General features: G+C 70.4%; 19 protein-coding genes. 17 read left to right on the top strand and 2 right to left on the bottom strand.

Annotated features, from left to right (window positions below):
* The first annotated feature begins 93 nt into the window (after nucleotides 1-93).
* The 5 genes from P3G67_RS26725 to P3G67_RS26705 all read left to right on the top strand — a co-directional run bounded on the left by P3G67_RS26725 (nucleotide 94) and on the right by P3G67_RS26705 (nucleotide 4778).
* Nucleotides 94-426: a hypothetical protein gene (locus P3G67_RS26725; protein ID WP_269858436.1), complete on the top strand. Its 333-nt coding sequence runs from the start codon at nucleotides 94-96 to the stop codon at nucleotides 424-426.
* A 20-nt stretch (nucleotides 427-446) separates the two neighbouring features.
* Complete coding sequence (locus P3G67_RS26720; protein ID WP_269858435.1) at nucleotides 447-755, top strand: pore-forming ESAT-6 family protein; 309 nt, start codon at nucleotides 447-449, stop codon at nucleotides 753-755.
* A gap of 87 nt (nucleotides 756-842) precedes the next feature.
* Nucleotides 843-1253 (top strand): DUF6507 family protein, encoded by a 411-nt coding sequence (locus P3G67_RS26715; RefSeq protein WP_276095789.1) that lies wholly within the window; start codon nucleotides 843-845, stop codon nucleotides 1251-1253.
* Nucleotides 1250-3907: a hypothetical protein gene (locus tag P3G67_RS26710; RefSeq protein ID WP_276095788.1), complete on the top strand. Its 2658-nt coding sequence runs from the start codon at nucleotides 1250-1252 to the stop codon at nucleotides 3905-3907. Before P3G67_RS26715 ends, P3G67_RS26710 begins: the two co-directional genes overlap by 4 nt.
* Nucleotides 3908-3920: 13 nt before the next feature.
* Nucleotides 3921-4778, top strand: a complete 858-nt coding sequence (locus P3G67_RS26705) for an immunity 49 family protein (RefSeq protein ID WP_276095787.1) — start codon at nucleotides 3921-3923, stop codon at nucleotides 4776-4778.
* Between the two features lie 388 nt (nucleotides 4779-5166).
* Here P3G67_RS26705 and P3G67_RS26700 read toward each other — a convergent pair whose 3' ends face one another.
* Both P3G67_RS26700 and P3G67_RS26695 read right to left on the bottom strand, forming a co-directional pair.
* On the bottom strand, nucleotides 5167-5787 hold the full coding sequence (locus P3G67_RS26700; protein WP_276095786.1) for an RDD family protein: 621 nt from the start codon (nucleotides 5785-5787) through the stop codon (nucleotides 5167-5169).
* A 36-nt stretch (nucleotides 5788-5823) separates the two neighbouring features.
* On the bottom strand, nucleotides 5824-6258 hold the full coding sequence (locus P3G67_RS26695) for an ATP-binding protein (protein ID WP_276095785.1): 435 nt from the start codon (nucleotides 6256-6258) through the stop codon (nucleotides 5824-5826).
* Nucleotides 6259-6384: 126 nt separating this feature from the next.
* Here P3G67_RS26695 and P3G67_RS26690 point away from each other — a divergent pair, with 126 nt between their 5' ends.
* The 12 genes from P3G67_RS26690 to pstS all read left to right on the top strand — a co-directional run bounded on the left by P3G67_RS26690 (nucleotide 6385) and on the right by pstS (nucleotide 22071).
* The gene (locus tag P3G67_RS26690) at nucleotides 6385-7233 is read left to right on the top strand and encodes a helix-turn-helix domain-containing protein (RefSeq protein WP_276095784.1); all 849 of its coding nucleotides are present in this window, start codon (nucleotides 6385-6387) and stop codon (nucleotides 7231-7233) included.
* A gap of 11 nt (nucleotides 7234-7244) precedes the next feature.
* Nucleotides 7245-7442: a DUF397 domain-containing protein gene (locus tag P3G67_RS26685; RefSeq protein ID WP_276095783.1), complete on the top strand. Its 198-nt coding sequence runs from the start codon at nucleotides 7245-7247 to the stop codon at nucleotides 7440-7442.
* A gap of 60 nt (nucleotides 7443-7502) precedes the next feature.
* A complete protein-coding gene (locus P3G67_RS26680; protein ID WP_276095782.1) occupies nucleotides 7503-7772 on the top strand; it encodes a hypothetical protein in 270 nt (89 codons plus the stop codon).
* A gap of 13 nt (nucleotides 7773-7785) precedes the next feature.
* A complete protein-coding gene (locus tag P3G67_RS26675) occupies nucleotides 7786-9150 on the top strand; it encodes an EsaB/YukD family protein (RefSeq protein WP_276095781.1) in 1365 nt (454 codons plus the stop codon).
* A gap of 9 nt (nucleotides 9151-9159) precedes the next feature.
* The gene (locus P3G67_RS26670; RefSeq protein ID WP_276095780.1) at nucleotides 9160-10239 is read left to right on the top strand and encodes a hypothetical protein; all 1080 of its coding nucleotides are present in this window, start codon (nucleotides 9160-9162) and stop codon (nucleotides 10237-10239) included.
* 31 nt (nucleotides 10240-10270) lie between these two features.
* A complete protein-coding gene (gene eccCa, locus P3G67_RS26665) occupies nucleotides 10271-14239 on the top strand; it encodes a type VII secretion protein EccCa (RefSeq protein WP_276095779.1) in 3969 nt (1322 codons plus the stop codon).
* Nucleotides 14236-15645 (top strand): DUF6177 family protein, encoded by a 1410-nt coding sequence (locus P3G67_RS26660; RefSeq protein WP_276095778.1) that lies wholly within the window; start codon nucleotides 14236-14238, stop codon nucleotides 15643-15645. The genes eccCa and P3G67_RS26660 overlap by 4 nt, the downstream gene beginning before the upstream one ends.
* A gap of 3 nt (nucleotides 15646-15648) precedes the next feature.
* A complete protein-coding gene (gene mshD / locus P3G67_RS26655; protein ID WP_276095777.1) occupies nucleotides 15649-16575 on the top strand; it encodes a mycothiol synthase in 927 nt (308 codons plus the stop codon).
* Nucleotides 16576-16877: 302 nt separating this feature from the next.
* Nucleotides 16878-19115, top strand: a complete 2238-nt coding sequence (locus P3G67_RS26650; RefSeq protein WP_276095776.1) for an RNA degradosome polyphosphate kinase — start codon at nucleotides 16878-16880, stop codon at nucleotides 19113-19115.
* Nucleotides 19096-20256, top strand: a complete 1161-nt coding sequence (locus P3G67_RS26645) for a CHAD domain-containing protein (protein ID WP_269858421.1) — start codon at nucleotides 19096-19098, stop codon at nucleotides 20254-20256. Before P3G67_RS26650 ends, P3G67_RS26645 begins: the two co-directional genes overlap by 20 nt.
* 77 nt (nucleotides 20257-20333) lie before the next feature.
* Nucleotides 20334-20786, top strand: coding sequence for an NUDIX hydrolase (locus P3G67_RS26640; RefSeq protein WP_276095775.1), 453 nt, complete (start codon nucleotides 20334-20336; stop codon nucleotides 20784-20786).
* A 154-nt stretch (nucleotides 20787-20940) separates the two neighbouring features.
* Nucleotides 20941-22071, top strand: coding sequence for a phosphate ABC transporter substrate-binding protein PstS (gene pstS, locus P3G67_RS26635; protein WP_276095774.1), 1131 nt, complete (start codon nucleotides 20941-20943; stop codon nucleotides 22069-22071).
* Nucleotides 22072-22169: the final 98 nt, after the last annotated feature.

The following is a 22169-nucleotide window of genomic DNA, read 5'->3' as shown; positions in this document are numbered from 1 at the left end:
GACCGAGGGGGAACCGAACCGCTGGGATGGACGTGGTGATGGGAGAATGGAACTGGCCTGAAAGGCCGGGGCCGAAAAGCATCGGGGGCTGATGTGAAGTTCGACATGGGGAACACCACCCTGTCCACGTTGATCAAGCAGACCCAGGGATCGAGTGAGGATCTGGGGTCGTTGATCAAGCAGTTGATCGCTGCGGCGCAGCCGTTGGAGGGGAAGTTCAACGGTGCGGGGAAGGCGGCGTTTGACGCGTTCAAGGCACAGTCGGACCGGATCACGGCGGATTTGAACAGTTCGCTGGGTTCGATCCTGGGCGGTCAGTCGGGCATGAACAAGTCGTTCACCACGGGTGACACGCAGATGTCGGATGACGCGCGGTCGGCGATGGGTTCGGCGAACTTCGACGCGGCCCGGTTCTCCGGCCGCTGAGACACAGGGGGATTGGGTTCATGGGTAACGCTGACCGTCGTAGCTATGACACGGGTGCGTCCGCCGAGGCGCAGACGAATCTGGCGGGTGTGATCTCGCAGTTGGAGACGGTGATCAACGCGCGGGACCAGCAGGTGAAGGCGGCGATGGCCGACTTCCAGGCGGACGGTGTCTCGGACGAGTACCACGGCAAGGAACAGCGGTGGAACCGCGCGGCCAACGAGGTGCGGCAGATCATCCACCTGGTGCGCTCCACGCTGGAGAAGAACGACGGCACGGCGCAGCAGACGCTGTCGCACGCGAAGTCGGCAGTGGACGGTATCGGCTGACGTCTGGTGGCCTTGACGGCGCGCTCTGGCGTCAGCCGCTAGGTTTACCTGTTTTACGGGGATTTCACGGGGAGGGGCGGCAGCGGTATGTCGCATCCAGCGGGTAGGTGGAACATCGATCCTGCCGGTGTGAGCACGGTGGTGGGTAAGACCGGTGACATCGCCAAGGGTCTTCAGGACCAGGTCACCGCATACGGCACCCATCTGCAAAGTGCGGCCAAGGACGCGGGCACGATCAGCAAGGGCGGCTCAGGCGACTACGGCGGCAAGGACGGCATGGGCCTGGTCGCACTCGCGCTGTCCAACTTCGCCGAAGCCACCAAGGGCCAGTTGGAGTTCATGGCCGAGCGCAGCGGCAAGTCGCTGACCGGCGCGGTGGATGCCACCAAGGACTACCTCAACGGTGATCTGGAGATGGCCGCCCAGGCGCAGAGCAACGCGCTGAAGGACACCACACCGCCTCCAGTCGCCCTGCCGCCCGCTGGGGGCAAGAAGTGAGCGGCGAGCTGATAAAGCCCGAGGAGATACCCCAGTTCACCGGCAACGTCGACCAACTCGAATCCGACGTCACCGACCTGCGCAACGACGCGGGTGCGATCGCCGGGACGGGTTCGGATGTCCACTCCACCTTCCAGGGGCTGTCCGCGTTCTACGAAGCCCCCGAGGCCGAGCAGCTTTTCGCCACCACCAAACCGGTCGCGGACGCGGGCAAGACCTTCGGTGACGACCTGAAGACGGTCGCCGGGGCGCTGTCCACGTACGCCAGCGAAGTCAAGCCGATCGCGGCCAAGCTCAAGCAACTGCGCTCGGACGCCGAGGCGTTCGTCGCGGACGCCAAGAAGGACCACGACTGGCAGTACGACAGCCACAAGGTCGACCGCAACAACGATCTGCGCAAGCAGGTCGACGCCGCCGTCGCCGCCTTCTGGGACGCCGAGATCCGCTGCGCCAACGCGATCGACGCGATCTTCGGTGGCACCCGCTACGTGCACAACGACGGCAGCAACAAGTCGAACATGTACGGCTACACCGCCGACCAGCTCGACGGCGCCAAGGGCCTGCCGTGGGGTGACGCGGTCGATCTGAAGTACCACTGGTACCGCATCGACCACTGGGCCAAGTCCTTCGTGTGGGACGGCCTGATCGTCGACGGCATCTGGGGCACCCTCAAGGGCCTGGGCGGGCTGGTCGGACTGGAAGGCTGGGACACCTTCGTCAACTCCTGGAAGGGCCTCGGCGAGTTGGCCGTTGGCCTGGCCAGCTACTCCGTCCCGTTCGGCTACCTCGTCCCCGACTCCGCACTGCCCGGCTGGGTACAGGAGAGCCGCAAGACCACCCGCGCGTTCGGCAAGAGCCTGGTCGCCTGGGACGAATGGGGCAAGGACCCCGCCCGCGCCGCGGGAGGCGTCGTCTTCAACGCCCTGACCCTGCTGGCGGGCGGCGAAGGCGTGGCCGCCAAGGCCGGAACGGTCGGCAAGGTCGTCGGCGTGCTGGGCAAGGCGGGCAAGTTCATCGACCCCATGACCTACGTCGCCAAGGGCGCAGGCGTCGCGTTGAAGGGCATCGGCGACCTCCCCAAGGTAGCCGCCGCCATGGACGCGTTGAAGGGCCTGAAGGACCAGGCCGTCTTCAACGTCAAGGGCCTGATCAACGTCGACGCACTCAAGGCCCGCTTCGGCTCCCTGCCGGACGGCACCGTCCCATTGCCCGACGGCGGTCACATCGACGCCAACCTCAACTACCACGCACCGGACGGGACCGTCCACGAGCCGGTACACGAGCCGTCCGCGACGGACCGCGCCACGGCCCCGACGACCGACGTCCACGTCGAGGTACCCGCAGAACGCCAACTGGTCACGGTGGGGGGCGGCAGCCACGACCTCGCCCCCACTCTCGGCCACGACGGCGGAAACGTTCCGTCCGACATGAGCCACGGCGGCGGCAACCACGAGCCACCCAACGCGATGGCCCACACGGACCACCAGGTACACAACAGCACTGGTGGGGGCCGCGAGCCACAGAATGGTTTCACCCAAACAAGTCACGACGCGCACAACTCGGCCGGCGGAGGTCACGGCACAACCACCACTGAACACGCTCCCGGCCACTCCGGCAGCAACGTTCCATCGGGTACCGAAGGGCACCACGTGCCCTCAGGGCCGACCCACGGCCCTGATGTTCCAGGCGACCACTCAGTGCCGGGCGAGCATGACCACGGTGGTTCCGGTGGCCACCACGGCCACCGCCCGTACGACCAACTCACACAAGACGAGCAGCGCGAAGTCGTTCGGCAGCAAGTCCAAAAGGCCAACCACGATCCCGAGTGGTTCAAGAAGCATTACAACGTCGACGGCCATCGGCACAGGATTGAGAACACTGACGAGAGCGGCTACCCGCTGGCGAAGCTGAAGAAGGTCACACCCGACGCACAGCATCCCAAGGGGTGGATCGCAGCAGACGATGCCCCGCCGCCAATCCCGCCGAAGTACAAGCACGTCAATCCCATAGTCGGAGACAGGGCGACGGTATCCCCTGAACATCTCGGCCAGCTCGATGAACAAGCCGCCCGACGAGACCACGCAGTCGCGGCAGATCAGGCCGCGGAGCACCACCTGGACGCGGCCAAACAGGCACACGAGGCCGCCAAACACACGCACGACGCCAACGCCATAGAGGCAGCGCACAACCACCTGGAGCAGGCAAAGGAATCTCACAGCCCCCTGCATTCCGCGATGAACAAGGCGAGCGAGGAATTTGGGGACAACTCAGCCGAATACCACGCAATACCGCACCACTATCCGGATGCGGTCCGGGTCGACAACCGGGCGACGGGAAACAACCGCTTCGACCAGATATGGCAGCGGCACGACGGACACTACGTGGTCGTCGAGGCCAAGGGTTCGCCTAGGGCCGAACTCGGACATCGCCAAGGCCTCACCGGCCGCAGCGTCAAGCAAGGGACGCGGGAATACTTCGAGACCATCCTTAAGGAAATGCGCAAGCGGGCCGCTACCGATCCGCAGGAAGCAGCACTTGAGCGGCAGCTACGCAAGGCCCTCAAACAGGGCAAGGTCGATTACGTACTGGTCAAGGCGGTGCCCAACGGAAGCGAGTATGCTGGTTACTTGATGAAGCACTTCGACATCGGCTAGAGGAGCAATACAAGTGGCTGTTATCGTGCCACGCCACGAATTCCCCACCGCCAATGCGGCACGGGGCGTAGAGGTGCTCAGCGAGGGCACGAAGGAAGAAATCGCCGACCTGGAAGAGTCGCCCGACTTCGACAGTGCACTGGACGCCGCCCTCACCGAGGCCCAGACGCGCTGTGTCCTCGACCCCACGGCGAACGAGCTTGAGACGTGGGAAGCCTATGTCGCGGCCATGCAGATCGGTTCCGCGATGTTCGCGTCAGCGACCGCAACAGAGGACACGGTGCAGTGCCGGGTCGCGCACAAAACGAGGACGATCCCAGCCACCGGCGTCCAGTACTACACGGATGCCGGAAACTGGATCACCTCATTCTGGCTTGCCATCATCTGCCGCGAACAAGCTCGCATGACCCAGCTGTGCAACGTCCCTATCGACGTACTGCGCGAATCCGGTGCGGTGTTCGACGAGTACATCTACTCATGGGTGGACACGCTCCAGGCGTACTGGCTCGAACGGCCGGAACTGGGCGACAAGTTGGTCGCTGCCATGGAGGGAACCGACCCCGAGGTGCTGCAGGTCGCCGACCGTGAACTGATCCTGAAGATCCTGTATCCGCCGATCAACCTCTTCTACCGCTTCCTGCGCCAGGACCACGAGCAGTTCAACTCCGAGCTGGCCAAGGCCCTGCAGTGGCACAAGGAGTACTGGACCAAGGACGAGGAGCGGGCAACCAGCAGCGAGGGCCTGGTCGCGCTCGGACCGCTGGCCATTGCATGCCTCGCCTACGACGCCGGTGTGCCCATCGAGGTCGAGTCCGAATACCTGCCTAAGCATCTGCTACGGCGCAGTTGGCTGGGCGAGTTCGAAACCTGAGATCTCAACCTGACGGAACAGTAACTGCGTTGGCGCAATACGTTCAACCGCGCACTGAGTACGTCCCTGACCGCTGCGAAGTCGCGCTGCGTCCTCGACCTCACGGCGAACGTGCAGCGCGCCGTGGGTGAGGCGGGCAGGCGGTTGGAGGAGGCGCTCAGCGGGGCGAATCGGGCCCGGCGCACCTCGTGCCCCCACGCTAGTTGATCTGACCGGCAACGATGACCACCGCGCTGTCTGGCGGAGGGACTTCCTGCTGGTGACCAGTTCGCACGTTGCCGTGCTTGCTTTGAGCATCGACGACTGAGGCCCTGGCCCCCCTCTCCTGCCGACAGCCTCAGCGGCGGGTGGCGGTAGCGAAGGAGGCCGAAAGCCGTACCGAGGCCCCCTAGCCCCGCTGCCGGATGACGGCCGTCTGTACGGCCTTGTCGTGTAGGCACTGGTAGAACGGGCGGTCCCAGAGGAGCCACAGCGCGTTGAGCAGGCCCACGAACGGGATGAACGTCATCACCAGGTGGAGGAGCCAGCGGCCCAAGGCCTGGCCGAAGCCGAGGCGTTCGGTGGGGCTGGTCAGTGGGACGGCGCGAGTGCCCGCGCAGCGCTTGCCCAGTGTGCGGCCCCACAGGACGGTCTGTACCGGGTCGTACAGCACGACGAACGCGAGCATCACCACTAGGTGGCACACCAGCAGCGCGCCGCTCTCCGGCGCGCTCCCCGGGCGGCCCGTCGCCCGGCCGATGAGCAGGAACACGATGCCCACGAGCACGGCGCCCAGGAAGACGAACAGGAAGTCGAGGGCGTGACCGCCCAGCCGCTGACCGGGGTTGGCCAGCACCGGTGGGTTACGCGGATCCTGCTGCACGGCGGGCCACGCCTCCGGCGGTAGGTAGCCCATGGGCGGTGGCGGATACGCCCCGGACGGGGTTCCGCCCATGGGCGGGTACGGGGCCTGGCCCGGGTAGGGCGGAGTTGGGTAGCGGGGCGGTTCTGCGTTGTATGGGCTGCTCATCGCACGCCATTCAAACAGGCCTGCCCGCTGCGGCGGTCACGCCGCCATGTCGAACGCGTCGCGCCTCAGGATCTCGAACCACAGCAACTTGCCTCGTCTGCCGCCGAGTTCCTCGCCCATCTCGTATCCGCCGTAGTTGTCCGCCCAACGCCGTACGAGCATCAGGCCGCGGCCCTGCTCGCTGTCCGGTTCCGGCACCGGGAGCGTGCCGTTCGCGAACGGTGGCGGGATGGTGGGATTGGTGTCCCATACGCCGATGCGCAGCCGGTTAGCCATGCTGCGGACGCGGAGCAGGGACGGGCCGCTGGAGTGGCGGTAGGCGTTGGTGACCAGTTCGCTGGTCAGCAGCTCTGTCGGGTCCAGGAGTTCGCCCAGGCCGTGAGTGGTCAGTACGGTACGGAGTGTGAGGCGTGCGATGCGTACCGCACGTGCGTCGTGCGGGAGTTGGAGCGTGTACGTCCAGAGGTCCACGATGGCTCCTGAGGAGAGTGGAGTGGCTTGCGTCACAACATAGCGAGAGGTCGTGATAGATCTACCATTCATTCGGAGAGATAACTCTCAAGTGACCTCTTGTGGGTGACAGCGAGGGGGAGAACGATGCCGACCGGCAAACCACCGACTCTGAGGCAGCAGCGTCTCGGTGCCGAACTGCGCAAACTCCGCGAACGAGCGGGCTTGTCGTCCACCGACGCAGCCAGGCTTCACGGCGTCAACCAGGCACGCATGAGCATGATCGAGGCCGGTCGCTACGCCGTGAGTGCGGATCGCGTGCGGACCTTCGCAAGGAACTACAGGTGCCCTGACAGGGAACTGGTCGACGCCCTGGCCGCGATGACCGGAGGACGCACACGCGGGTGGTGGGACGAGTACCAGGAGTTGCTGCCGAACGCCCTGCTCGACCTCGCTGAACTCGAACACCACTCAACCGCCTTGCGTATCGGCCTTATCGTCCACGTCCCGGGCCTGCTCCAGACCGCAGACCACGTTCGCGCGGGTCTGCGTGAGACCGTTCCGCCGTTGCGGCCGTACGAGGTGGAGCATCTGGTCTCGTTCCGCATCAAGCGGCAGGCGGTGCTCTACCGCGACCGGATGCAGTACACAGCGATCGTCCATGAAGCCGCTCTACGGATGGAACGCGGTGGGCCGGAGGTCGCCCGCCGACAACTTGAGTACCTCATCGAGGCGAGTGAGCAGGACAACATCACGATCCGCGTGATTCCCTTTGGCGCCGCTGCGTTCACACCGTCGGGCCAATCCATCACGTACGCCTATGGCCCCGTGCCGCAGCTCGACACCGTCGAACTGGACACGGACCACGGCTGCGACTTCCTTGATTCAGAAACGCAGTTGACCAACTACCGTTCCGTACTGGATCGCATGGAGGGAAGCTCCTTGCCGCCCGAGAAGTCCCGCGACCTGATCCGCCAGATAGCACAGGACACGTGAGAGGAACGCAAGTGCTCGCGCTCGACTGGCAAAAGTCCTCCTACAGCGACAGGGCAGCCAACTGCGTCAACGTCGCCATATCCTCCGGCAGAACACCGCGGATCCACCTCCGCGAAAGCGACGCCCCGGAGGCCATCGTCACCACCACCCCCGCCCACCTCGCCAGCCTGCTGCAAAAGATCAAGGCAGGCGAGCTCGACCAGCCGTAGTTGCCGCGCCCCGGGGAGGGCTACCCTCGTCACCCCACACACCCAGCGGAGCGGAAAGCGATGGCACGCGACTTCGACAGTCAGCTTCTTGAGTCCGTGGCCGTGCGGCGGAGGCGGTTGCGGGACGCGTTGCTGCACGGGGCGATGCGGACTCGGCGGAGCACCGACGAGAACCTGCGCAAGGCGTTCGCCGGGGTGGCGTTGGCGGCGGTGATGTGTGCGGGGTGTGTGGGGTGGTCGTTCGTCTCGCATCGGCTGGCGCACCAGACGCAGCCCGGTCTGGTGCCGGTCACCTCGTCCCCGGGCCCCGCCAGCGGCTCGCCGCGATGATAGGTTCGGCGAAATGGTGAGTACGGGGGCCAAGCGTGCTACGCGGTTGAGTCGGGTCACCCTGGTGGGTGAGCGGCGACGCGTGGATCTCGTGCTGCCCTCAGAGGAGCCGATCGGACGGCTGCTCCCCGAAGTCCTGGTGCTGTTGGACGACGCGGTGAGTTCGCCGCCGGTCCCCCGCCACCTGGTCACCGCGCACGGAACCGTGCTGCCGCAGGACAGTTCGCTGGCCTCCGCCGGAGTGGCGGACGGTGCGGTGCTGCGCCTGGTGCGCACCCAGTACGCGCCCGCGGCGCCCGTCGTGCACGACGTCACCGACGAGGTGGCGGACGACCTGGACCTGCGGGCCTGGCGCTGGCGGCCCGCCGCCCGGCGGTGGACCGCCGGGGCGCTGGTCCTCGTACTGGGCCTGGTCGCCGCGCTGTTGGCCTGGGGTGATGTGGGCGCGACCGCCGTCGCCCCTTGGCTGCTGGCGATCGGCGCCGCCGCGCTGGCGGGCGGCGCGGTAACCGCCAAGGTGGGCAACCGGGGTCTGGGCACCGCCCTGATGGTGACCGGCGGCGCGCTGGGCGGCTGCGGCACCTGGGCGCTGTCCGACGCACACGGCTGGCCGGTCGCCGCGCACTGGGGCGGGCTGGTCGGCGTACTGGTGCTCACCCTCGCGCTGCTCGGGCTGTTCTCCCCGGTCGGCCGCGGCGGTCTGGTCGGCGCGGGCGCGCTGACGCTGACCGGCGCGGCGTGGGAGGCGGTCGCCGCGCTGACCGGCGCCGCGCACGGCGCGGTGGACCAGGCGCGGCTCGGCGGAGTGCTCACCGTGGCCTCGGTCGTCGCGCTGGGCGTGCTGCCGCGCTGTGCGCTGGTGGCGGCCGGGCTGACCCGGCTGGACGACCGGCGGGCGGGCGGCGCGTCGGTGAGCCGGTACGAGGTGAACACCGCGCTGGCCGCCGCGCACCGCGGGCTGTCGGTGGCGACGGTGACCGTCGCCACCTCCTGCGCGGCGGCGGGCTGGCTGCTGCTGGCCGCGCCGAACGCCTGGACCGTGCCGATGACCGTGCTGCTGGCCGTGGCGCTGCTCTCCCGTTCCCGGGCGTTCCCGCTGATCGCCGAGGTCGTGGCGTTGCAGGCGGCCACCGGGGTGCTGCTGACCCGGTTGGTCGCGGTGTGGCTGGCGCACTCGGCGCACGCCTGGCCGGTGCTGGTGATGTGTGCCGCCGCGCTGCTGCCGCTGGTGGTGCTGGCCGTCGAGCCGCCGGAGCACGTACGGGTACGGCTGCGCCGGGCGATGGACCTGGCCGAGACGCTCAGCGTGGTGGCGCTGTTCCCGCTGGTGCTCGGCGTGTTCGGGGTGTACGGGCAACTGCTCGGCGCCTTCGGGTAGGACGTTCACGTGAGTAGAGGGGAGGGGCCGCGAGTGCCCGAGGACGACTGGCAGCGTGCCGTGCTCAACGATGTCGCCACACCGGCCTCCGAGCCCACCCCGCCACCGGCGGCCCCGGCCCCCGTACCCCCGCCGCCGGAGGTGGCCGACGTACCGCCGCCCGCCCCTGAACCGCCCGCGCCCGCACCGACGTTGCCGCCGGAGGCTGCGGCGCTGCTCACGGGTAAGCCCAAGAAGGGCGACTCGGCGGGCCGCCGGATCAAGCGCGCGCTGGGCGGAGTGTTCTCCTCGGCGGCCCGCGAGACCGCCGAAGTCACCGGTGTGGCACGGCAGTTGCAGCAGCCGATCACCACCGGTCGGCAGATCGTGGTCACCAGCGTGCACGGCGGGGCGGGCAAGAGCACCGTCACCGCGCTGCTCGGCTCCGCGTACGCGCACTACCGGCCCGACCCGGTGCTGGTGATGGAGGCCAATCCGACGCTGGGCACACTGCCGGTGCGGCTGGCCGCGCCGTCGCTGCGCTGGACGATGGGCGATGTGGCCAGGGTGGTGGCTCCGTCGATGCGGTTCGACCAGGTCATCGGGTACCTGGTCGGGCTGCCCGAGGGCGGCTGGCTGCTGCCGGGCAGCAAGGGGCAGATCGGCGCGCAGGTGAGCCTGGCGGAGTACCAGACGGTGGCCGTGGCGCTGCGCCGCTACTTCGCGATCACGGTGGTGGACTGCGAGACGCTGCCGGGCGAGTTGGCCCGTAGCGCGCTGGCCGGTGCGCAGGCCCGGGTGCTGGTGGCACCGGCGACGGTGGAGGGCGTGGCGGCGGCGCGCACCGTGCTGGAGTGGATGGGCAGCGTGCCGCGTCCGATGCTGCCCGGCACCGTGGTGGCGCTCAACTCCACCTCGCCGCACACCGCGATCGACCTCGAAGCCGCCATGCGGTACCTGCGGGTCGGCGACACACCGGTGGTGCACGTGCCGTACGACCGGCATCTGGCCGCGGGCGGGGCGGTACGGCTGTCGCTGCTCGGGCAGGAGACGCGGGACGCCACCGCGCGGCTCGGCGCCGAGCTGCTGGACCGGGCCGTGCGCAGGTGACGTACCAGAACCCCGTATTCCGGAGGCGGTCATGACGATCCGGCTGGTGCACCGTCCGGCGCGGACCACACGCCATCTGGTCGGCAGCGAGCCGCGCACCGTGGAGGCGCCGCCGAACCTGCCGGAGGGCAAGACCGGTGGCGCCGCGCACACCCTGATGCCGATCGCCGGGGTGATGAGCTCGGTCGTGATGATGACGGTGCTGCGCAGCGGGCAGTACGCGGCCGTCGGCGCCATGGTGCTGGTGGTGACCGTGCTGGGCAGCATGGGGCTGCTGCTGTCGCAGCGCGGCAAGGCGCAGCGCACCCGGCGCTCCCAGCGCGAGCGGTACCTGGAGTACCTGGAGCAGTTGCGCGAGGAGTTGGCGGCCGACGAGCGGGCGCACCGCGAGGCGTCGCGGATACTCAACCCGCCGCCGGAGGCGCTCTACGACGTGGTGCGCGACCCGGCCCGGCTGTGGGAGCGGCGCCGCCTTGACCGGGACTTCCTCCAGGTGCGCATCGGCACCGGCGAGTTGGCGGTGCGCGAGTTGACGCTGGCCAAGCCGGGCAGCAGCGTGCTGACCCCGCCGGACCCGTTCATGCTCAACGAGGCCAACGCGCTGCTGCACCGCTACCGCACCGGAAGCGATCTGCCGCTGCCGGTGCCGCTGGACCGGGCGGGCAACGTCAGTGTCGTCGGCCCGCGCGAGGACGTGCTGCGTGCGGTGCGCACCCTGCTGGCGCACGCGTCGGTGTTCCACGCGCCCGACGACGTGGCGATCGCGCTGGCCTGCCCGGCCGAACGGCTCGCCGACTGGGAGTGGTTGAAGTGGCTGCCGCACGCGGTCGACGCGGAGCAGTTGGACGGTCCGGTACCGGCCCGCCGGATCGCCCCCGACCTCGGCCAGCTCGGCGTACTGCTCCGCGACGACCTGCGGCAGCGCGCCGCGTACGCCGCCGAGGTGCGGCGCGGGCTGTCCGACAAGAGCGCGCTGGCGCAGACGCCCCGACTGCTGGTGATCAGCGACGGCTACGGCGCGGTCGCGGACGAACTGCCGCGCACCGACGAGGCGGTGCCGCTGGAGGCGATGGGCGTCACCGTGCTGCACCTGGTCGCCGAGCGGGTGGCCGAGCCGGGTCAGGTGGCGGTGCGGATCACCACCGCCGACGGCCAGGCCACGGTGGAGGACCTGCGCGGTGAACGGCCCGTGATCTCCCAGGGGTTGGTGGACGAGGTCGGCATCGCCGGGGTGGAGGGGCTGGCCCGGATGCTGTCCCCACTGCGGCTCTCGGCCGACTCGGTCACCGAGGACGGGCCGGTCAGCGGTCCGCTTGACTTCCCCGCTCTGCTGGGCATCGACGATCCGGCCGCGCTGGACCTGGAGCGGCTGTGGGCGCCGCGCGGGGAGCGGGGCTTCCTGCGGGTGCCGATCGGGGTCGCGGACGACCGGCAGCCGGTGCTGCTGGACCTGAAGGAGTCCGCCGAACTCGGTATGGGGCCGCACGGGTTGTGCGTCGGCGCCACCGGCTCCGGCAAGAGCGAGCTACTGCGCACGCTGGTGCTGGCGCTGGCCGTGACCCATCCGCCGGACGCGCTGTCGATGATGCTGGTCGACTACAAGGGCGGCGCGACCTTCGCGCCGTTCGCCGAACTGCCGCACGTGGCCGGGCTGATCACCAACCTGGAGAACGACGCCGGGCTGATCGAGCGCGCGCACGCCAGCCTGGCGGGCGAGATCCAGCGCCGTCAGCAGGTGCTCAAGGACGCGGGGAACGTCGCCGACATCTCGCAGTACGCGGCGGAGCGCGCGGTGCGCCCCGAACTTCCGCCGCTGCCGCACCTGCTGGTGGTCATCGACGAGTTCGGTGAACTGCTCACGGCCAAGCCGGACTTCATCGAGCTGTTCTTGTCCATCGGCCGGATCGGCCGCAGCATCGGCGTCCATCTGCTGCTGTCCAGCCAGCGCATCGAGGGCGGCAAGCTCAAGGGCCTGGACACCTATCTGTCGTACCGGCTGGGGCTGCGCACCTTCTCGCCCGAGGAGTCCCGCACGGTGCTGGACACCCCGGACGCCTTCCATCTGCCGCCGCTGCCCGGCTTCGGCTACCTGAAGGTCGACACCAGCGCGTACGAGCGGTTCAAGGCGGGGTACGTCTCCGGCCCGTACCGCGGCCCGACCCGGCAGGAGGAGGCAGCCGAGGGGCCCAGCGCGCTGCCCTACCCCGCGTACAACACCCTCGCCGCCCCCGAGCCGGGCGCCGCCGACGCCGAGCCGGTGGTGCCGCGGCGCACCGTGGGCGCCACCGAACTGTCGGTCATGGTCGAGCAGTTGCGCCGCGCCGCCGAGCCGGTGCGGCGGATCTGGCTGCCGCCGCTGCCGGAGGCGCTCACCCTGGACTCGGTGGCCGGTCCGGTGGACCTCACCGCCCGCGGGCTGCACCTGACGCGGCGGCCGGGGCCGATGCGGGTGCCGCTGGGCCTGCTGGACGATCCGACCCGGCAGTGGCAGGGGCCCTGGCACCTGGACCTGACCAGGGCGGGCGGGCACGCGGCGATCATCGGCGGGCCGCAGTCCGGCAAGACCACGCTGCTGCGCTCCCTCGTGCTGTCGCTGGCGTTGACGCACACCCCGCAGGAGGTCGGGGTCTACGGGCTCGACCTGGTCGGCGGCGGACTCCAGGCGCTGTCCGGGCTGGCGCACGTGGGCGGTGTCGCGGGACGCTCGGACCGGGAGCGGGTGCGGCGCACCGCGGAGGAGGTGCGCGGGATGCTGGCCGCCCGCGAGGAGATCTTCCGCGAGCACGGTGTGGACTCCGTCGAGCAGTTGCGCGCGGCGCGGGCCGCCGGTCAGCTCGGCGAACTGCCGTCCACCGACATCGTTTTGGTGGTCGACGGCTTCGGCGCGCTGCGTGACGACTTCGACGACATCGACGGCCTTGTCACCGACCTGCTGCAACGCGGCGGCGGCTATGGCATCCACGTGGTCGCGGCGATGCTGCGCTGGAACGACGTGCGGATCGCCGCCCAGTCCACCTTCGGCACCCGGATGGAACTGCGGCTGAACGACCCCAGCGATTCCAGCATCGACCGCAAGCTGGCCGGGGCACTCTCCCCCGACCAGCCCGGGCGGGTGCTGACCGACGGCAAGCTGGTCGCGCAGGCAGCGCTGCCCCGCATCGACGCACTGGCCACGGCGGACGGGCTGGGCGCGGTGGTGGAGCGGACCGCCCGTGCCATCGGTGACGCCTGGCCCGGCGAGCCCGCCCAGCCGGTCAAGGTGCTGCCCACCCGGCTGTCGGCCGGCGCGCTTCCGTCGGTGGGCCGCGAGCCGCGCAGGGTGCCGATCGGCGTGGACCAGACGGCGCTCGCCCCGGTGCTGCTCGATCTGTTCGACCGCGACCAGCACCTGCTGGTGCTCGGTGACGACGAGTGCGGCAAGACCAATCTGCTGCGGTTGATCGCCCGCGGGCTGCTGGACCGCTACTCCGACGAGGAGTTGGTGTTCGCCGTGATGGATCCGCGGCGCGGCCTGCGCGAGGTGGTGCCCGAGCCGTACCGGGGCGGCTACGCGCACAACACCCGGGTCTGCGGCGGGCTGGCGACCGGCATCGCGGGAGAACTCGACAAGCGGATCCCGGAGGAGCTGACGGACGGCGCCACGTTCACCGGCCCGCGGATCGTGGTGCTCATCGACGACTACGACGTGCTGACCACCGCGGGCCAGCAGCCGCTGGCGCCGTTCCTGCCCTACGTGCCGTCCGCGCCCGACATCGGTCTGCACTTCGTGGTCACCCGCCGGGTCTCCGGCGCGGCGCGCGGGCTGTACGACCCGTTCCTGCTCGCGCTGCGGGAGAGCGGCACCACCGGGCTGCTGCTGTCCGGGGACCGGTCGGAGGGCCAGCTGTTCTCCAACCTGTACGCCACGGCCCAGCCCGCCGGACGCGGCACCCTGGTGCGTCGCGGCGAGGCCCCGCGCCTGATCCAGACCGCGCTCGTCCCGGAGGACCCCGCCACGTGACCAAGGACGCCATCGCCCTGACCCCGCGGATGCCGGACATCCGCACGATCGCCGGTGCGCTGCTCGCGGCGGGGCCCGAGCTGCGGCTCCAGTCGCTGGCGGACGGCGCGGTCGTCCAGCTGTGCGACGACGCGGGCCGCCCGCTGCTGTCCGTGGAGGCGCCGGTGCTGGTGGAGGTGCCGGGCGAGACCCGGCGGCTGCTCGGGCCGCAGGCGGACGACCGCACCCCGCTGTGGTGGACCGAGGCGCGGGCCTCCACCGCGGTGCCCGGGGGTGAGCGGCTCGCCGCCGCGTTCGCCGGGCATCTGGCCCGCCACCTCGACGGCACCACCTGGCCGCCGGACGCCGCCGACGTGCCGGACGCCCCGCTGGACGGCACCGCCACGGTGGCGCCCGCACCGGCCGCCGCGCAACCCGCCGTCGACGTGCTCACCGACCGGGTGGCCGTGGTGATCCAGGAGCGCCCGGTCATCGCCATGACCACCTGGCTCTCCGATGTGCTGCGGGCCTGTGTCGGCAGCAACCGGGCGTTGCAGATCGTCTCCCCGGCGGGCTCCCGGCTGAGCCTGCCCACCCGGCTGGCGCTGTCCGGCCCGCCGCACCGCTGGGTCATCCGCGATGAGGCGGGCGGCTACCACGACGGCCTGTCCGGTGCCCAACTGCACTGGCGGGACGGCGCGTTCCGGCCGGTCGAGGGAGCCGGGCCGGCCGAGGCGTTCCTCGGCGCCGTCGCCACCGACGAGCGGCAACTGCTGCTGTCGTTCCGCACCTGCCACCCCGCCGAGGAGCAACTGGTGCTCGGCGGCGCCCTGGAGAGCGCCTGGCGGGCGTTGACCGGTTCGCTCCCGGTGGGCTGGGGCACCGCCGAGCCGGTGGGCTCGCCCTGGTCCCGGCAGGAGATCACCGCGCTGGCCCGGGGCCGCGCGCCGGACGGCACCTGGCTGGTCGTGGTCGGCGGCCAGGACCGCCCGGCGCACGCCACGATGCGGGTGGCGCGCACGCGGGACGGGGTGGAGGAGGACATCAGCCTGGTGGTCGGCGGCACCGACGGCGGCCTTCCGCCGGCCGACCGACTGCGGTCCCTGGCGGATGAGTTGACCTCGCGGTACGGGTTGCGGAACCTGCTGGTGCAGCGTCGGTCGGCGCGCGGTGACCTCACCGTGCCCGCCCGGCTGGAGGCGCTTCCGGTTCCGCTCGCGTTCGCGGTGGGGCCCGCGGAGGTCGACGAGATCGGTCTGGACCGGGCCCGCCGTCCACCGCTCGGCCAGGCGCCGCACACCCTGGGGGCGGCGGCCCCGGGCTTCTACTACGAGCTGGGTGACGGGACTTCGGCCGCCGGTTGGGCACACCTGGAGCAGCTGATGCGGCATCTGCGGAACCCCGTGGGCGGCCCGCCTAAACTCTGAACCATGACGGACCCAGCGAAGCCTGCCGCACCGCGTCGGATCGAGACCCTGGACGAGGTGCCGCCGGACACCGCCCGCGAGGTGCTGGAACTCATCGAGCGTGCGGCGGCCCAGGACGGCCAGTCCGCGGTCTCCGAGCAGGGACGGCTGAACCTGCGCGGCGGACGGCGCCCGGGGATCCGGCATCTGCTGCTGTACGTCGGCGAACGGCTCACCGGGTACGCGCAGTTGGAGGAGAGCGACCCGGTCGAGGCGCCCGCCGCCGAGCTGGTCATCGACTCCGGTGCGCGCGGGCGCGGCCACGGGCGGGCGCTCGGGCACGCGCTGCTGGACCTGTCCGGCAAGCGGCTGCGGGTGTGGGCGCACGGCGGCCACGCCGCCGCCCGGCATCTCGCCGCGCAGCTCGGGTTGGCGCTGTTCCGGGAGCTGCGGCAGATGCGGCGCCCGCTGCCGGGTGGGGCGGCGCTGCCGGAGCCGGTGCTTCCGGAGGGCGTCAGGCTCCGGACGTTCCGGCCCGGGGAGGACGACGCGCAGTGGCTGGCGGTGAACGCGGCGGCGTTCGCACACCACCCTGAGCAGGGCTCGCTCACCCAGCGTGACCTGGACGACCGCAAGGCCGAGACGTGGTTCGACCCGTCCGGGTTCCTCCTCGCGGTGCGTGGTGAGCGGATCGTGGGCTTCCACTGGACCAAGGTGCATGCCGACGAGAAGCTCGGCGAGGTCTACGTACTGGGCGTCGCCCCCGAGGAGCAGGGCACGGGCCTCGGCAAGGCGCTGACCGCGGCGGGGTTGCGGCACCTCGCGTACGAGCGGAAGATGCCGACCGCGATGCTGTATGTCGACGCCGACAACGCTCCGGCCGTCACGGTGTACGAACGGCTTGGGTTCACCACCCACGAGGTGGATCTGATGTACCGGACGGAGACCTGATCCCGCGGGGGTGCGCCCTCGTGGCGGGGCGGTTTTCGTCAGCGGACCCGCACGTCCGCGTGGCGGAAAAATCTTTGGGATGCGCCCCGCTAAACAGGACGCCATGTTGCCGTTACCGGTGATTCAAACTGCCTTGCGAGCATCGGTGAATGCAGCCCGCTGTGCCGACCCCACGCGCGCATCGCGACGGACGCCCCCACAAGATGCGACTTCTTGGCCCCGACACGTCCGACCTGCCGGTTTCGCTCCCGAAGCGGGAGAATGGGGAACACCTACCGGAAGTGGAGGAGGCCGGCATTTTGATGCCCGCGCGAAACCCGTCCCCTACGGCCGACACACCTTCCCTGGGCTCCATCGGAGCCCGTCGCAGCCTGGGCGTACCCGACCTGGACGGCGACCCGGACGACGTTCCGGATCTCGGCCAGACAGGCGCTCCCGCCACCACCGCCGCGCCCCGTGCGGCGGAGGCAGAGCTTCCGCCAAGCCGCTTCCTGGACCGGGAGCGTAGTTGGCTGGCGTTCAACGAACGCGTTCTGGAGCTCGCGGAAGACCCCGCGACGCCGCTGCTGGAGCGCGCCAACTTCCTGGCGATCTTCGCCGGGAACCTCGACGAGTTCTTCATGGTGCGCGTCGCCGGTCTCAAGCGGCGCATCGCCACCGGTGTGGCCACCCGGTCCGCCTCCGGGCTCCAGCCGCGCGAGGTGCTGGAGCAGATCTGGAGCCGGTCCCGCGAGCTCATGGCCCGGCACGCGGCCTGCTTCCAGACCGACATCGCGCCCGAACTGGCCGGGCACGGCATCCACGTCATCCGCTGGCACGAGCTGACCGAGAAGGAGCAGGCGCGGCTGTTCACCCTGTTCCGCCAGCAGATCTTCCCGGTGCTGACCCCGCTGGCGGTGGACCCGGCGCACCCGTTCCCGTACATCTCGGGCCTGTCGCTGAACCTGGCCGTGGTGGTGCGCAACCCCGCCAGCGGGCACCAGCACTTCGCGCGGGTGAAGGTGCCGCCGCTGCTCTCGCGCTTCCTGGAGGCCGGGCCGCAGCGGTACGTCCCGCTGGAGGACGTGATCGCGGCCCACCTGGAGGAGCTGTTCCCCGGCATGGAGGTGCTCGCGCACCACATGTTCCGGGTGACCCGCAACGAGGACCTGGAGGTCGAGGAGGACGACGCGGAGAACCTGCTCCAGGCGCTGGAGAAGGAACTGATGCGGCGTCGCTTCGGCCCACCGGTGCGCCTCGAGGTCGAGGAGTCCATCGACCCCTACGTACTCGACCTGCTGGTACGGGAGTTGAAGGTCTCCGACGCCGAGGTCTACCCGCTGCCCGGTCCGCTGGACCTGACCGGCCTGTTCGGCATCGCGGCGCTCGACCGGCCCGAGTTGAAGTACCCGAAGTTCGTGGCGGGCACCCACCGCGACCTGGCGGAGGTCGAGACGTCCTCGCCGCCGGACGTCTTCGCCGCGCTGCGCGAGCGCGACGTGCTGCTGCACCACCCGTACGACTCGTTCTCCACCTCCGTGCAGTCGTTCCTGGAGCAGGCCGCCGCCGACCCGGACGTTCTGGCGATCAAGCAGACGCTGTACCGCACCTCGGAGACCTCCCCGATCGTTGACGCGCTGATAGACGCCGCGGAGTCGGGCAAGCAGGTGCTGGTACTGGTGGAGATCAAGGCGCGCTTCGACGAACAGGCCAACATCAAGTGGGCGCGCAAGCTGGAGGAGGCGGGCTGCCATGTGGTCTACGGCCTGGTGGGGCTGAAGACGCACTGCAAGCTGTCGCTGGTGGTCCGCCAGGAAGGCGACGTACTGCGCCGCTACAGCCATGTCGGCACCGGCAACTACCACCCCAAGACGGCCCGGTTGTACGAGGACCTCGGGCTGCTGACCGCCGACCCGCAGGTCGGCGCGGACCTGTCCGACCTGTTCAACCGGCTGTCGGGCTACTCGCGCCGCAACTCCTTCCGCCGGCTGCTGGTCGCCCCGCGCTCGCTGCGCGACGGGCTGATCTCGCGGATCGAGAAGGAGGTCGAGCACCACCGCGCGGGACGCCCCGCGTTCGTCCGGATCAAGGTCAACTCCATGGTGGACGAGGCCGTGATCGACGCGCTGTACCGCGCTTCGCGGGCGGGCGTACCGGTCGACATATGGGTGCGCGGCATCTGCGCCCTGCGCCCGGGCGTGCCGGGCCTGTCGGAGAACATCCGGGTGCGCAGCATCCTGGGGCGCTTCCTTGAGCACTCCAGAGTGTTCGTCTTCGGCAACGGCGGCGAGCCCGAAGTGTGGCTGGGCAGCGCCGACATGATGCACCGCAACCTGGACCGCCGGATCGAGGCGCTGGTCAAGGTCTCCGACCCGGCGCACCGCGCCGCCCTCAACCGCCTTGTGGAGACGGGGGTTTCGGACGACACCGCGTCCTGGCACCTCGGCCCGGACGGCAACTGGACCCGGCACAGCACGGACGCCGAAGGCCGTCCGCTACGACACGTACAGGAAATGCTCATCGATGCGCGGAGGCGCCGGCGTGGCCCAGCGACACCCTGACAGCGCTCCGGCCGTCATCGCCCCGGTGGCCGGCCGCACGGCTGGCGAGGTGCTGGCCGGTTACCTCGGCGAGCACGCGGCCGAGTTCCTGCGCGGGCTGCGGCTGCGCACCGACGACGAGGCGGCGGGGGCACGCGCGCTGCGCCACGCGTCGCGCCGGATCAGCGCGGTGCTGCTGACCTACGAGCCGCTGGTCGACCCCGGCTGGGCGGAGTCACTGCGGTCCGAACTGCGCTGGCTGTGCGGCACGTTGGCGCGCGAGCAGCGGTACGGCGCCGATCTGGCCCGGCTGCGCACGGCGTTGCACCGGCTGGTCTCCGGTGTGCCGGGCCCCGACAACGATGCCGGGTCGGTGACCGGTGAGGGTGCGCCGGACAGTCCCGGCGAGCCGGTGGCGGCCGGGGACGGGCCGGGGCGGCGCGGCACCGGTCGGTCGGGCGCCCGGCGCGGACCCGTACTCTCCGCGCCCGCGGCGCCGCAGGGGCCCGCCGGGCCGCCGGGGCGTGGGCCGCTGGCGATCGGGGCGGCACGCGCCGGGGCCTTGCTGGAGCGGCAGTTGACGCTGTCCAGGACCCGGGCGCACTCGGCCACCCTGCAGGCCTTCGGCTCCGCACGGTTCCACGCGGTGGCCGACGCCGTCGCGCTGCTCGCCTCGGATCCGCCGCTCACCTCGGCCGCCTCGGCGCCCGCCGACCAGTTGCTGCCGCCGCTCGCCGAGCACGCCTACCGGCGGCTGGCCGAGGCGGTCGAGGCGCTGCCGCTGGCGCTCGCCGGCTACCCGTACAACACCCACGCGCTGCGGGCGACGCTGGTCGACGCGCCCGTCGACGAGCAGCAGGACCTGCCCTGGCACCAGGCGCGCGGGCTGCTGCGGGTGTGCCGGTACGCGCTGGAGCCGCTGCCCGAGCCGCCGTCCGGGATCCCGGAACCGGGCCGGCTGTACGGTGCCGGGCGGGCGCTGGACCGGCACCGGGACGCCGCCGCTGCCGCCGCTGCCGCCGCGTCGGCCGCCCGTACGCCGCGGATCACCCCGACCACCGGGTACGCGCTCGGCGTGCTGCACGCCGACCAGCGGGCCGAGGTGGAGGCGGCGCGGTACGCGTTCAGCCGGATATGGCTGGGGATCTCCCCGATCGCGTAGCGGCCCGCAGCGTTTCGTCAGGTCAGTCAGCAGCCACGAGCGGCCGTGCAGGCCGCGCTCATCTGTGAAGGAAGGCCATGGGACAGCCCGCCACCCAGACGCCGATCCGTGCCGCGGGGGCGGTGCTGTGGCGTCGTACGCCCGCCAGCGGCCTCGGGCACCGCGAACCCCTCGGCCGGGTGGAGATCGCGTTGATCCACCGGCCGCGCTACGACGACTGGTCGCATCCGAAGGGCAAGCTCAAGAGCGGTGAGGCCGTCGCGCAGGCCGCGCTGCGGGAGGTGAAGGAGGAGACCGGCATGGACTGCCTGCTCGGTCCCCAGCTGCCCGCCTCGTACTACCTGGTGAACGGGCGGCCCAAGGAGGTCCGCTACTGGGCCGCCGAGGCGATCGGCGGCACCTTCCTGCCCAACCGTGAGGTGGATCTCCTGCTGTGGCTGCCGCCGGCCGCCGCCCGCAACCGGCTGACCCACGAGCGGGACAGGCCGTTGGTCGACGCGCTCGTTCGCACGCTGGGCAACATCACGTAACCGGGGCGTACCGGACTGGTGGCCGTATGCCACTCCGATGGGCGAGGTTCACCCTGCGTTCACCAACCCCCGTCGGCCACTTCATCTGATCTGCTTACTTTCGGCCGTACCGGTGAACCTCCGTCACCGGGCTCCAGGGAAGGAACACTCGAAGGTGAAGCTCACTCGCAAGACCGGACTGCGCTCCTTGGCCGTCGGCGCGATCGCGGTCTCCAGCGCGTTGGTCCTGACGGCCTGCGGATCGGACAACAACAGCGGCTCCAGCAGCCCGTCGGGCGGCTCGTCGAACGCCGCCGCCTCCATCAAGTGCGGTAGCAAGGCGAACCTGCTCGCCTCTGGTTCGACCGCCCAGAAGAACGCGATGGACGTCTGGGTCAAGAACTACATGCAGGCGTGCTCCGGTACGCAGATCAACTACAAGCCCACCGGCTCGGGCGCGGGCGTCACCGAGTTCCTCCAGGGCAGCACCGCCTTCGCGGGTTCCGACTCGGCGCTGAAGGCTGACGAGGTCACCAAGTCGAAGGCGGTCTGCAAGGGCGGCCAGGGCATCGACCTTCCCATGGTCGGCGGCCCGATCGCGGTCGGCTACAACCTGCCGGGCGTGGACAACCTGGTGCTGGACGCCCCCACGCTGGCGAAGATCTTCAACTCGCAGATCGTCAAGTGGGACGACCCGGCGATCAAGAAGCTCAACCCGAACGCCAAGCTGCCGTCCACCTCGATCCAGGCGTTCCACCGCTCCGACGAGTCCGGCACCACGGACAACTTCACCAAGTACCTCAAGGGCGCCGCGGCCAGCGACTGGCCGTACAGCGGCGGCAAGGCCTGGCAGGCCAAGAACGGCCAGTCCGCACCGCAGTCCTCCGGTGTGGCCGCGCAGGTCAAGCAGACCGCGGGCGCGATCGGCTACTTCGAGCTGTCCTACGCCACCGCCAGCAACATCCCGACGGTGAAGATCGACACCGGCGCGTCCGCCCCGGTCGCGGCCACCTCCGACGCCGCCTCCAAGATGATCGCGGACGCCAAGGTCGTCGGCACCGGCAACGACCTGGCGCTGCAGCTCAACTACGCGACCAAGGCCGACGGCGCCTACCCGATCACCCTGGTCACCTACGAGATCGCCTGCGACAAGGGCAACAAGCCCGACACCCTGGACGCCACCAAGGCGTTCCTGAACTACATCGCCAGCGACGACGGCCAGAAGGGCCTGAGCAGCCAGGGCTACGCCCCGCTGCCGGCCGAGATCGCCACCAAGGTCCGCTCCGAGATCTCGTCCCTGTCCTGACCGCCTGACCGCCTGGCCGGTCCCGTGCCCCCCACGGGACCGGCCCCATCCGGTGCACCGCCGCCAGGGGCCGATCGCCCCGCCAGACCGGAGCCAAT

The sequence above is a fragment of the Streptomyces silvisoli genome (genome assembly GCF_029269905.1).
GTDB lineage: Bacteria > Actinomycetota > Actinomycetes > Streptomycetales > Streptomycetaceae > Streptantibioticus_A > Streptantibioticus_A silvisoli_A.
Note: the sequence above shows the minus strand (reverse complement) of the source record. Positions and strands in the feature narration are given on the sequence as shown.

Excerpts from the sequence above, each read along its gene's own strand:
- P3G67_RS26720 (WP_269858435.1), top strand. The coding sequence starts at position 447 with ATGGGTAACGCTGACCGTCGTAGCTATGACACGGGTGCGTCCGCCGAG.
- P3G67_RS26690 (WP_276095784.1), top strand. The coding sequence starts at position 6,385 with ATGCCGACCGGCAAACCACCGACTCTGAGGCAGCAGCGTCTCGGTGCC.
- P3G67_RS26715 (WP_276095789.1), top strand. The coding sequence starts at position 843 with ATGTCGCATCCAGCGGGTAGGTGGAACATCGATCCTGCCGGTGTGAGC.
- mshD (WP_276095777.1), top strand. The coding sequence starts at position 15,649 with ATGACGGACCCAGCGAAGCCTGCCGCACCGCGTCGGATCGAGACCCTG.
- P3G67_RS26650 (WP_276095776.1), top strand. The coding sequence starts at position 16,878 with ATGCCCGCGCGAAACCCGTCCCCTACGGCCGACACACCTTCCCTGGGC.
- P3G67_RS26680 (WP_276095782.1), top strand. The coding sequence starts at position 7,503 with ATGGCACGCGACTTCGACAGTCAGCTTCTTGAGTCCGTGGCCGTGCGG.
- P3G67_RS26700 (WP_276095786.1), bottom strand. The coding sequence starts at position 5,787 with ATGAGCAGCCCATACAACGCAGAACCGCCCCGCTACCCAACTCCGCCC.
- P3G67_RS26640 (WP_276095775.1), top strand. The coding sequence starts at position 20,334 with ATGGGACAGCCCGCCACCCAGACGCCGATCCGTGCCGCGGGGGCGGTG.
- P3G67_RS26675 (WP_276095781.1), top strand. The coding sequence starts at position 7,786 with ATGGTGAGTACGGGGGCCAAGCGTGCTACGCGGTTGAGTCGGGTCACC.
- eccCa (WP_276095779.1), top strand. The coding sequence starts at position 10,271 with ATGACGATCCGGCTGGTGCACCGTCCGGCGCGGACCACACGCCATCTG.